The sequence below is a fragment of the Pauljensenia sp. UMB9872 genome (genome assembly GCF_030212665.1).
GTDB classification, from domain to species: Bacteria; Actinomycetota; Actinomycetes; order Actinomycetales; family Actinomycetaceae; genus Pauljensenia; species Pauljensenia turicensis_B.
This window is the reverse complement of sequence record NZ_JASOER010000003.1, coordinates 25,117-35,727: the sequence shown is the minus strand read 5'-3', so window position 1 is coordinate 35,727 and position 10,611 is coordinate 25,117. Positions and strand designations below refer to the sequence as shown.

At 55.4% G+C, this 10,611-nt stretch carries 11 protein-coding genes and 1 riboswitch; all 11 genes read left to right on the top strand.

What is annotated here, in order from left to right:
- The first annotated feature begins 88 nt into the window (after nt 1-88).
- The 11 genes from mihF to QP109_RS01965 all read left to right on the top strand — a co-directional run bounded on the left by mihF (nt 89) and on the right by QP109_RS01965 (nt 10,609).
- Nucleotides 89-400 carry an integration host factor, actinobacterial type gene (mihF, locus tag QP109_RS02015; protein ID WP_101628175.1) on the top strand — a complete coding sequence of 104 codons (312 nt, stop codon included), beginning with the start codon at nt 89-91 and terminating at the stop codon, nt 398-400.
- Between the two features lie 29 nt (nt 401-429).
- Entirely contained in the window at nt 430-987 is a 558-nt protein-coding gene (gmk, locus tag QP109_RS02010) for a guanylate kinase (protein ID WP_285022995.1), read from the top strand.
- A gap of 50 nt (nt 988-1,037) precedes the next feature.
- On the top strand, nt 1,038-1,304 hold the full coding sequence (gene rpoZ, locus QP109_RS02005) for a DNA-directed RNA polymerase subunit omega (RefSeq protein WP_101628173.1): 267 nt from the start codon (nt 1,038-1,040) through the stop codon (nt 1,302-1,304).
- Nucleotides 1,305-1,309: 5 nt separating this feature from the next.
- Nucleotides 1,310-2,554, top strand: coding sequence for a bifunctional phosphopantothenoylcysteine decarboxylase/phosphopantothenate--cysteine ligase CoaBC (gene coaBC, locus QP109_RS02000; protein WP_285022991.1), 1,245 nt, complete (start codon nt 1,310-1,312; stop codon nt 2,552-2,554).
- On the top strand, nt 2,551-3,741 hold the full coding sequence (gene metK / locus QP109_RS01995; protein ID WP_285022989.1) for a methionine adenosyltransferase: 1,191 nt from the start codon (nt 2,551-2,553) through the stop codon (nt 3,739-3,741). Before coaBC ends, metK begins: the two co-directional genes overlap by 4 nt.
- An 86-nt stretch (nt 3,742-3,827) precedes the next feature.
- Nucleotides 3,828-4,373: a vitamin K epoxide reductase family protein gene (locus QP109_RS01990; RefSeq protein ID WP_502929267.1), complete on the top strand. Its 546-nt coding sequence runs from the start codon at nt 3,828-3,830 to the stop codon at nt 4,371-4,373.
- A gap of 46 nt (nt 4,374-4,419) precedes the next feature.
- Nucleotides 4,420-6,399, top strand: a complete 1,980-nt coding sequence (locus tag QP109_RS01985; RefSeq protein ID WP_285022986.1) for a primosomal protein N' family DNA-binding protein — start codon at nt 4,420-4,422, stop codon at nt 6,397-6,399.
- A gap of 32 nt (nt 6,400-6,431) precedes the next feature.
- The gene (gene fmt / locus QP109_RS01980) at nt 6,432-7,376 is read left to right on the top strand and encodes a methionyl-tRNA formyltransferase (protein WP_285022984.1); all 945 of its coding nucleotides are present in this window, start codon (nt 6,432-6,434) and stop codon (nt 7,374-7,376) included.
- Complete coding sequence (locus tag QP109_RS01975; RefSeq protein ID WP_285022982.1) at nt 7,376-8,866, top strand: transcription antitermination factor NusB; 1,491 nt, start codon at nt 7,376-7,378, stop codon at nt 8,864-8,866. The genes fmt and QP109_RS01975 overlap by 1 nt, the downstream gene beginning before the upstream one ends.
- Nucleotides 8,867-8,887: 21 nt before the next feature.
- Nucleotides 8,888-9,550: a ribulose-phosphate 3-epimerase gene (gene rpe, locus QP109_RS01970; RefSeq protein ID WP_101628166.1), complete on the top strand. Its 663-nt coding sequence runs from the start codon at nt 8,888-8,890 to the stop codon at nt 9,548-9,550.
- A 91-nt stretch (nt 9,551-9,641) separates the two neighbouring features.
- A riboswitch (FMN riboswitch) is annotated at nt 9,642-9,766 on the top strand.
- 69 nt (nt 9,767-9,835) lie between these two features.
- A complete protein-coding gene (locus QP109_RS01965; protein WP_195224360.1) occupies nt 9,836-10,609 on the top strand; it encodes an ABC transporter permease in 774 nt (257 codons plus the stop codon).
- The last annotated feature ends 2 nt before the right edge of the window (nt 10,610-10,611 follow it).

Here is a 10,611-nt window from a genome sequence, read left to right as displayed (position 1 = left end):
TATTGCTTCCCATTTTCTTCACACAAAAGCCCTGTTAACACGATAAAATCGCCTGTAACAGTCACAATCTGTGAAGGAGTGGGAGGCAATGGCGCTACCTCATCTGACACCTGAACAACGTGCTCAGGCTCTAGAAAAAGCAACTGCAGCACGTCGCGTGCGCGCGGATATCAAAGCGCGTCTGAAGAATCGCGAAATCACGCTTTCAGAGGTTCTCAACCTTGCCAAAAAGGACGAGTCAATCGCCAAGATGCGCGTTGTCTCTCTGCTTGAGTCAATGCCGCGCGTTGGAGTCACAACGGCTGCCGCATTGATGGATGAGTACGGTATTGCTCAATCACGTCGTGTCAGGGGTCTTGGGCACGTTCAGGCTCAGGCTCTGATCGAGCGATTCGGCTAGTAACAGGTAAAGGTGGCACGATTGTCAGCATGGATAAACCACGACTGACTGTGCTTGCCGGTCCCACTGCTGTAGGTAAGGGGAGCGTCGTTCAAGCTCTTCGTGAACGTCACCCGGAACTGGTTGTTTCCGTCTCTGCGACGACTCGTTCGCCCAGACCGGGTGAAGTTGATGGCGTTCATTATCTGTTCAAGACAGATGAAGAATTTGACGCGCTTGTCGAATCGGGATTGATGCTCGAATGGGCGACAGTCCACGGGGTTCATCGCTACGGCACGCCTGCGCCACCTGTCGACGAGGCCTTGAAAGCGGGTAAAGCTGTCCTGCTCGAGATTGACCTTGATGGTGCCCGTCAGGTGATGAAAACGCGTCCCGATGCGCTCTTCGTTTTCCTTGCACCTCCGTCGTGGGATGAGCTTGTGAGGCGCCTTGTCGGTCGCGGAACCGAAGACGAGGAAGAACGCGCGCGTCGTCTTCAAACTGCGAAGGTTGAGATGGCCGCAGAGTCAGAATTCGACGTAACTGTGACGAATGACGACCTCGACGACGCCGTTACTGAACTGGCTCACCTTATGGGGCTGGAGTAAACTAGCCCCCAGTGTGGCCAAATGGCCACGTTTGAATCCAGGAGGACCGCATGGCCGGAATCGTCGCACAGCCCCAAGGCATCACGTCGCCACCGATCGATGATCTGCTTGAGCACGTCGATTCGAAGTACGCTCTCGTGATCGTTGCCGCTCGTCGCGCACGTCAGATCAACTCCTACAACCTTCAGCTTGAACAGAACATGATTCAGTTCGTTGGACCCGTTGTCGATGTTGAACCCGACGAGAAGCCTCTAGGTATCGCACTTCGTGAGATCAATAATGGCATGATCTCGGTCGAAACCGAGCAGAAAGCCTGACGCGTATGCGCCCCACGGTGATCGTCGGGGTCAGCGCTGGAATCGCCGCCTACAAGGCGGCGATTCTTGTACGTGAGCTGATTCGCGCTCGATGCGATGTTCGTGTTGTTCCAACACCTGCCTCTTTAGAGTTTGTTGGAAAAGCAACGTGGGAAGGCCTGACTGGTCACCCGGTTCACACCGGGCTCACCGATCACCCAGGCTCTGACCACGTGGAGCTTGCTCGTATCGCTGATTTGATTATTATCGCGCCTGCTACAGCGGACGTGATGGCACGCATTCGCGCCGGCTTTGCGAATGATCTTTTGACGACCACCGTATTGGCATCTCGTTGCCCGGTTGTTCTCAGCCCGGCAATGCACACAGCGATGTGGGATAACGCTGCCACTCAAGATAACGTTGCCGTTCTACGCCAGCGTGGAATAACCATCATCGATCCAGCGTCCGGTGCGCTTGGATCCGGAGATCATGGAGTTGGTAGGCTCCCTGAACCTGAAGAAATTGCTCGTGTGTGCCTCGATACTCTCGCGTCAGCGCCGACTTCGTTCTCTTCCAACGAACAGGTGCTTTTCGGACGACATATTGTCGTGACCGCAGGCGGAACTCAAGAACCACTGGATCCGGTGCGTTTCATTGGCAACCGTTCGTCGGGACGCCAAGGCGTCGAGATTGCTCGATCATCAGCTCGAATGGGCGCGATAGTACACCTGATCGCATCGAACGTTGAAAAGTCACTGCTGGACAATCTTGAACCTTCGATTAACGTTTCCTTCGCCCCCACGGCTCACGATGTTGAACTCGCGGTTCAGGCTCAGCGTGATGGCGCAGACGCGCTGGTGATGTGCGCGGCAATCGCCGATTTTCGTCCCACCAGCGTTGCTGATGCGAAGATCAAGAAGACGGATGATTCTTCAGACGTTCCCACCATTGAATTGGAACGTACGACGGATATTCTTGCCACCGTCGCCCACAGTGATTCAAGGCCCTCGGTGGTCGTCGGATTTGCCGCTGAAACAGGTCAGGCCGACACAGTGCTTGCCTATGGCAAAGAGAAGGCACGTCGTAAGGGCGCTGACTTCCTCGCGATTAACCGCGTGGGTGATGGTTTCGGTTTTGGTGACGTCGACAACCACGTCACGATCGTCGACTCGAAAGGCGAGCTTGTCGGTGAAGTCTCTGGCTCGAAAGCTCGCGTTGCGGACTTTCTGACCACAACAATCGCTCAGAGACTCGCTACTATTGGCGAGTGACTTCTAATCGACAGCTCTTTACGTCAGAATCCGTGACCGAAGGTCATCCGGATAAGGTCTGTGACCGAATTTCGGATTCAATTCTTGATGCTCTTTTGGAAAAAGACCCGCATTCTCGTGTCGCGGTTGAGACGATGGTGACCACGGGACTCGTGCATGTTGCCGGTGAGGTAACAACCGAGGCCTACGTTGAGATTCCTCAGATTGTTCGTGATGAAATTCTGAAAATTGGCTACAACTCTTCACGAGTGGGCTTTGACGGTGCCTCGTGTGGCGTATCGATTTCAATTGGACAGCAAAGCCCTGATATTGCCGGGGGAGTAAACCACGCGCTTGAAGAGCGTGAAGGTAGCGCAAGCGATGCCCGTGATAGCCAGGGTGCTGGCGACCAGGGAATCATGTTTGGTTATGCCTGCGCTGATACACCCGATCTGATGCCTGCCCCGATTTGGCTGGCGCACAAGCTGTCGAAGCGCCTGGCTGACGTCCGCCATGACGAAATCGTCACCGGTCTGCGTCCCGATGGGAAGACTCAAGTCACATTGGCGTACGAGGACGGCAAGCCGGTTGGTATTGATTCGGTTCTCGTTTCTACTCAGCACGATGAGGCTCTGAACCAGTTAGATTTGCGCGACCTGATTGTGGCACACGTGATTGACCCGGTTCTTCGCGACGCCGGTCTCGATCTCGACACAGCTGATATGAAGATCCTCGTCAATCCCTCCGGACGCTTCGTCATCGGTGGCCCCGCTGGCGATGCAGGCGTAACCGGGCGAAAGATTATCGTGGACACCTACGGCGGTATGGCACGTCACGGCGGTGGAGCGTTCTCCGGTAAAGACCCATCGAAGGTTGACCGTAGCGCCACGTACGCTGCGCGCTGGGTGGCGAAGAATGTTGTTGCAGCCGGCCTCGCTTCCAAGTGCGAGATTCAGCTTGCCTACGCGATTGGCCGCGCTCATCCTGTCGGTCTCTACGTTGAAACATTTGGTACCGGCAATGCGAGTGGCCAGCAGATTGCACGCGCCATCGAGACTGTTTTTGACTTGCGCCCGGCCGGCATGATCGCTGACTTGGATCTGCTGCGTCCGATTTACGCTGCCACGTCTTCCTACGGCCATTTTGGTCGTCCGGGCTTCCCATGGGAAGAAACGAACCGAGTCGACGAATTGTTGAGTGTGATCTGATGACCGCTACCTCTGCTCTGATTGACGAGGTCGCCTCTACCGATTCGTCATTTGACTTGAAATGGCGACGACGAACAACAGTAGAAATGATCATTTCTGGGCTGATTGGGCTTTACGCTTCTTTCGTCCTTTCGATTGAAGCATGGCAGTTAGCTACCGATTCAGCGAAGACATTCGCTTGTGATGTCTCGTCGGTCCTGTCATGTTCCACGGTGGCGCAGACGCCTCAAGCTCGTATCTTGGGTTTCCCGAACGCATTCCTAGGAATCTTTTTCGAAGCGGTTGTTCTTGTCATTTCGGTTGCTTTGTTTAGCGGAGTGAAGTTTGCCCGCTGGTACATGGCGTGTGCAAATGTGCTGTACACAATCGCATTGTTCTTCGCGTACTGGCTCTTCAGCCAGTCCTATTTCGTGATCCATGTGCTTTGCCCGTGGTGTTTGGCGATCACCGTGACAACAACCCTTGTCTTTGCGGGTTTGACACGGATTAATATCCGCGAAGGTGTTCTTCCGGCGCCTGCGTGGTTGAAACGCAGTGTGGCCTTGGGTTATGACTGGTCGTTCTGGGGATTGTTGCTGTTCATCCTGATCGCGATGGTCGTAGCCAGGTACGGAGTAGCTCTGCTCGGCTAACCGATGTGCAGTTCAATTCCTCCATGGCTCATGGTGCAATAGAGCCATGGATATTCAAGGTAACAGTGGCGTTCTTTTTGGCCTAGAGCGGGTCGTCACTGCGCAGGCTATTGCCAGCGTGTGCGTGGATGTTGATGTCCCACACCTTGATCGCCCGCTGGATTATGCAATCGGACAAGAGCTTGCCGATGCTGTTGTTCCAGGCGTTGCCGTAAAGGTTCATCTTGCCGGAAGAAGCGTTACAGGTTGGGTTCTCAGCGTCAGAACCGAGGTTCCCGAACATCGTTTAAGTCCGATCGATAGAGTTATCTCGCGCCTGCCCGTCCTTTCGCCTTCGATTGCGAAAGTGGCTCGGAAGATCGCAGACCGCCAGGTAGCAACGCTCTCACAAGCACTCTCGCTTGCGCTTCCACAGCGTCATGTGGGTGCCGAAAAATCATTCTTAGCACAGGGCGAAAGTCAACAGCTTGAGTGGAATGTAGACACTGATGCAGATGGGGGAGCCTGGCACGACAATCCCGTGGGATGTACGCTTCTTGCTCACCTATCTCACGCTAATCCAGTTCGTAGCGTCTGGACAGCTTTGGGTCCAACGCGTGATGAGCGCCTTGTGGACTGTATTCAGGCCAACGCCGTCGCACACCGTGGAGCCATCATAGTCGCGCCCACACACTGGCAGGCATCGCAGCTGTATAGACTGATCCAGACCCGCCTCGGGGTTCCAGCTGCACTGATGACAACGCAGACATCAGCGGAAGACCGATATCTGATACACCTCCAAGCGATGGCAGGTGAACTTGGCATCGTCGTCGGTACTCGTTCAAGTATCTGGACGCCGTTGAAGAATCTCGGTCTCATTGTCATTTGGGATGACAGCGATGATCGTCTTGTCGAACAGCGAGCACCGCGTGCGGATGCGCTTGACATCGCAATGGCACGATGCGCCGAAGAACACTGTTCGCTTCTCATCGCCTCTTTCTCGCGTTCTGTTAAAGCACAAGCACTTGTTGAATCCGGTTGGGCCGTTTCCTTAATGGAAGATGGTCCAAAGAAACGCGCACTTGTCCCAACCGTCCGCGTTGTTGATGATGATTACATCGAGAGGGAAGGCCCCAGTGGAGCAATGCGCATTCCCTCAGCTGCCCTCGCCACTATCCGCACGGGACTTGCCACCGGCCCAGTGTTAGTTCAGGTCGCTCATGCTGGATATGTTCCTGTCGTTTCATGCTCCCAATGCAGGAGTGTTGCGCGTTGCCATCATTGTCACGGGCCACTGGAGAAATCAGACCAGGACACCATTTCGTGTTCATGGTGTCACCGACCCACATCGGAATGGCAGTGCCCAACGTGCGCAGGAACGCGGTTACGACACGCACGCATCGGCTCTGAACGAACGGGAGAAGAGCTCGCCCGCGCAATGCCGACGGCGTCAGTCTTGGTTTCATCATCAAGCAATGCCTTGACCCGCACGATCAGTCATAAACCACAGCTTGTCGTCGCAACCCCCGGTAGTGAACCGCTGGCTGAAGGTGGGTATCACGCTGTGGTGATCTTGGATGCCCAAGCGATTGCTGGTCGACCAGAACTCTGGGCACCTCAAGAAGCAATGCGCCGGTGGTTCAACGCGTTGGCACTCGCTCGCCCCGAGGCAAGTGCCCTCATTTGTGGTGGCATCACGCCTTCCATGGCACAGGCTCTTATCCGCTATAACCCTGTTTCATTTGCTCACGATCTGCTTGAAGACCGCAAAGCCAACGGATTCTTCCCTGCAAAAACCGTGATCGCGATCGACGGACAACGCAAAGACTCTCTCGGAGTCGCCGAGTCCTCCGGCGGCGAACTCTTGGGCGAGTACACGTATCAGGCGGTGAAGGAAGGGACGTTACCTATTGTGCGCTCCTTGGTCAGCGTTGAACGTGACCAGCTTCCCGAAGTCTTAGTCAAACTGAAGAAGCTCCTACAATATCGCAGTGCCCACAAACTCCCTACCGTGAAGATCACGGTCAATCCGCCAGAGCTTTTCTAAAGCGATTCCTTTCGTTCGTTAGACTGATCCTCGTGCGTATCGTTTTCGCTGGAACTCCAGCTCCCGCTATCCCGACGCTTGAGCGTCTTGTCGAATCTACTCATGAGGTCGTCGGTGTCATTACCCGTCCACCTGCCAGAGTAGGTCGTGGACGCACGCTACACCCCAGTCCAGTCGCAGAGTTCGCACGTGGGCACGATCTACCTGTGATTGAAGCGTCTTCGTTTAAAGACCCTAAAGTACGCAATCACGTCGAGTCGCTACGCCCCGATCTCGGTGTCGTTGTCGCATACGGTGCACTCATTCCTCAGTCTGTTCTTGAAATGCCTACTCATGGGTGGATCAATCTCCACTTCTCGCCTCTTCCGCGGTGGCGCGGTGCTGCTCCCGTGCAATGGGCACTGATCAGCGGAGATACCACTACGGCATCCAGTGTTTTCCAACTCGAAAAAGGCCTTGATACCGGTCCTGTTTACTCCTCGATTCCGGTCGACATCAAGCATGAAACAGCGGGCGAATTACTTGAACGCATGGCAATTCTCGGCGCTCCACAAGTTGTGGATGTTGTTGACTCGATTGCGAATGGAACCGCACAAGCTGTGCCTCAAAACGAAGATGATCCGCGGGCAAGCCACGCACGTCAACTGAGCTCCAGCGACGGGTTTGTCGATTTTCGTTCGTCTGCTCAGGCGACGGATCGACAGATTCTTGGTCTTAGCCCCAACCCGGGCGCGTGGACGCTTCTTCCAGACTCAAAGCGATTGAAACTGGCCGCGGTAACGGTCGTAGAGGGCGATGATCTTGAACCCGGTCATATTCGAGTAACGAAGAAGAGCGTTGAAGTCGGTTGCCAGGACGGAATCGTTCGTCTTGGACAGGTTGCTCCGGCAGGTAAAGGTTGGATGGATGCTGCCGCATGGGCTAGGGGAGCCCGGCTTTCAGAAGACACAGTGCTTGGCACGATGGAGGAAAACTGATGGCAACCCGTCGTTACTCCGATGGATATCGCAAGCTTCAGGATGTCGATACGCCTAGGCGCATTGCTTTTGACGTGCTCATGGCAGTTGAAACTGAAGATGCCTTTGCCAACATCGCTCTAACGAAGGCGTTGCGTGATGCGCGTTCACATGAGCGCCTAGACTCTCGCGACGCTGCATTTACCTCTGAACTTGTCAATGGAAGCCTGCGAGCCCAGGGACGTCTCGACTGGGTTTTGGGACGCTATCTGACCAGGCCCATCGATAAGGTCGATACCCCTGTTCGAGTCCTCCTGCGTATGGGAGCTCATCAGCTTCTGAATATGCGCGTTGCCGACCATGCGGCAGTTGCTTCCACCGTTGATCTCGCTCGCCACTACCTGACCGAGGGACCAACGCGAATGGTGAATGCGGTTTTGCGTTCAATCACGCGTGAAGCTCCTGGAGCAATCGAAGATGCAATCGCCCAGATCAGTGATGCGAACGAACGTCGCTCCATTGAGTTTTCACATCCGCGTTGGATGGTCGATGCCTTCGAAGACGCTCTGATTGGGCATGGCTTCGAGGCTAGCGAATTAGATGATCTGCTAACCGGCGATAACCGGCCCCCGCTGGTGACTCTCGTTGCTCGCCCAGGTCTTATCGCAGCAATCGATCTGGCTGAAGAAGCTGAATCAGTGTTGGGAACTCGCGTCGCTCCAGGCGATGTCAGTGATTGCGCGGTTCTTCTCGAACACGGTGATCCGGGTAGTCTCGATTCGATCCGCTCAGGGCGCGCCGGGGTCCAAGATGAAGGTTCTCAGCTCGGCGCAATGATCGCGGCTACCGCCCCGATTGAAGGCAAAGACGATTGCTGGCTTGACCTGTGCGCAGGCCCGGGCGGCAAAGCATCGATGCTCGCATCGATCGGCGCTCTTCAAGGAGCCACACTGATTGCGAACGAGGTCCATCCTCACCGTGCTCGCCTCGTAGAACGCGCGTGTCGCCAGCTTGACAACGTTGAGGTCGTCTCGTCCGATGGTCGTACCTTCGGTGGGAGCAAGAGTCAGTGGTCTCTTGGAAGCTTCGACCGAGTTGTGATTGATGCTCCCTGCTCAGGCATGGGATCAATGAGGCGTCGCCCCGAATCACGATGGAGGCGCACGCAAGCAGATGTAGGCGACCTCGTCGATTTGCAGGCGGCACTCTTGACGCGCGGTCTCGAACTTGTTCGCGAAGGTGGAATCCTGACGTATATCACCTGCTCTCCGCACGTCGACGAAACGCTTGCTCAGGTGGAGAAGCTACTGAAAACTGGGAAGGTAGAGCTTCTCGATACAGTTGCACTTGGCGAAGGACATGCACCGGAGCCTTTAAACGTCCCAGACCCTGCTGGTCGTATCAAGAAATACCCCGGTCGCACACTCCAACTGTGGGAACACCGTAACGGTACGGATTTGATGTTCATTGCAGCGATGAAAAAGGTCGAAAAGCCCACATCAGCGCGCTAATCGCCACGTATCATAGGGACCATGAAACCAACTATTTCTCCTTCGATTCTTAACTGCGATATCGGCGATCTGCGTGGCGAACTCACGAAGATTTCCGGCGCGGACGTTGCTCACGTTGACGTGATGGACAACCATTTTGTTCCGAACTTGTCGTGGGGCCTGCCCGTCGTCGAGTCCGTCATCGCCTCGAAGATCCTTCCGGTTGATGCGCACCTGATGATCGAAGACCCCGATCGTTGGGCGCCCGCATATGCGGAAGCTGGTTGCCATTCAGTCACGTTCCACGCTGAAGCTGCGGCAGCTCCGCTCCGCCTTGCACGCGAGCTCCACAGCATCGGCTCAAAGGTCGGTCTGGCGCTTCGTCCCGCAACCGATATCGCTCCGTTCGTCGACATCCTGTCGGAGTTCGACATGATCCTCGTGATGACTGTGGAACCTGGCTTTGGCGGTCAGTCGTTTATTGACTCGATGATCCCGAAGATCCGCCGTACCCGCGAAGCGATCAATGCTTCTGGTCTTGAGGTTTCGATCCAAGTTGACGGTGGTGTTTCTCGTCAGACCATCGAATTGGCAGCTGAAGCTGGCGCAGACAACTTTGTTGCCGGCTCTGCTGTGTTCCGTGCAGAAGACGCGTATGCAGAGGTCGCAGCACTTCGCGAGCTCGCATCGCATCACTGCCACTGATTGTTGAGTTTCCAACCGGTGTGTGGTCTTTATTCGTAAGACCACACACCGGTTTTTGTTTCGCGCTTTGGGCACGTTCGTGGCATGATTGAGGAAGCTCCGGGGTCGGTGAAAGTCCGAGCCGGCGGTGAAAGTCCGCGACCCGCCTGCTATCAGGTGGCTGAATCGGTGTAATTCCGATACCGACGGTGAAAGTCCGGATGGGAGGAGCGCGTCAAGCAGGCGAACGTACTGTGCCGTGTTGCTTGCCTCGCGACGCACCCGGATGCCAGAAAGGCTAGGGTCGTGGCACATCGCAAACGCGCATCGCGTACGGTGACGCTCATTGCACCTGTCGTCTTCCTGCTCTTCCTACTTGGAATGTGGTGGGTGACCGTAACCTTTTCAGGCATCGAGACGTGGCGTCTACCGTCGCCTGCACAAACGTGGCAGCGTGCATTGACGCTTGCAGTAGGGTCGTCGTTCTGGAATAAAACGCTTGTGACGTCGGGGGAGGCGATTGCGGGGTCCGTTCTTGGCGCCCTTGTCGCATTGCCGCTGGCGTATCTCATCTATCGTTCGCCACTTGTCAGTGCTGCGGTCGAACCCTTCCTTGGAGCTACGCAGGCGCTTCCTGCTATTGCTCTCGCACCACTTCTTGTCTTGTGGATCGGCTACGGTTTTTGGTCGATCACTGCACTCTGTGCGCTTCTCGTTTTCTTCCCGATTCTCGTCTCTACGGTGGTGGGTCTACGGCATCTCGATTCTGACATTCTCGAGGCCGCCCAGTTGGATGGAGCATCGGGCTTAACGATGGCGATTTCGATAGAGCTTCCTCTTGCAGCCCCCGCAGTCCTCGGCGGTGTCCGCAACGGTTTTACTCTTTCGGTGACTGGCGCAGTTGTTGGCGAAATGGTAATGGGTGGCAATGGCTTGGGGCAGGTTCTTACACAGGCACGTTCAAACGTTGATACGGCAGGAATGTTCGTCACGATTGGGCTCTTGTGTGTGATGGCAACAGCGATATACATCCTCGTGTATCGCATTGAGCGCTCGCATCGTTACATGATCTCGCAATGAAA

What these genes read in the sequence shown, in the direction of transcription:
- rpoZ (WP_101628173.1), top strand. Translation starts at nt 1,038, where the DNA reads ATGGCCGGAATCGTCGCACAGCCCCAAGGCATCACGTCGCCACCGATC.
- QP109_RS01985 (WP_285022986.1), top strand. Translation starts at nt 4,420, where the DNA reads ATGGATATTCAAGGTAACAGTGGCGTTCTTTTTGGCCTAGAGCGGGTC.
- gmk (WP_285022995.1), top strand. Translation starts at nt 430, where the DNA reads ATGGATAAACCACGACTGACTGTGCTTGCCGGTCCCACTGCTGTAGGT.
- coaBC (WP_285022991.1), top strand. Translation starts at nt 1,310, where the DNA reads ATGCGCCCCACGGTGATCGTCGGGGTCAGCGCTGGAATCGCCGCCTAC.
- rpe (WP_101628166.1), top strand. Translation starts at nt 8,888, where the DNA reads ATGAAACCAACTATTTCTCCTTCGATTCTTAACTGCGATATCGGCGAT.
- QP109_RS01975 (WP_285022982.1), top strand. Translation starts at nt 7,376, where the DNA reads ATGGCAACCCGTCGTTACTCCGATGGATATCGCAAGCTTCAGGATGTC.
- mihF (WP_101628175.1), top strand. Translation starts at nt 89, where the DNA reads ATGGCGCTACCTCATCTGACACCTGAACAACGTGCTCAGGCTCTAGAA.
- QP109_RS01990 (WP_502929267.1), top strand. Translation starts at nt 3,828, where the DNA reads ATGATCATTTCTGGGCTGATTGGGCTTTACGCTTCTTTCGTCCTTTCG.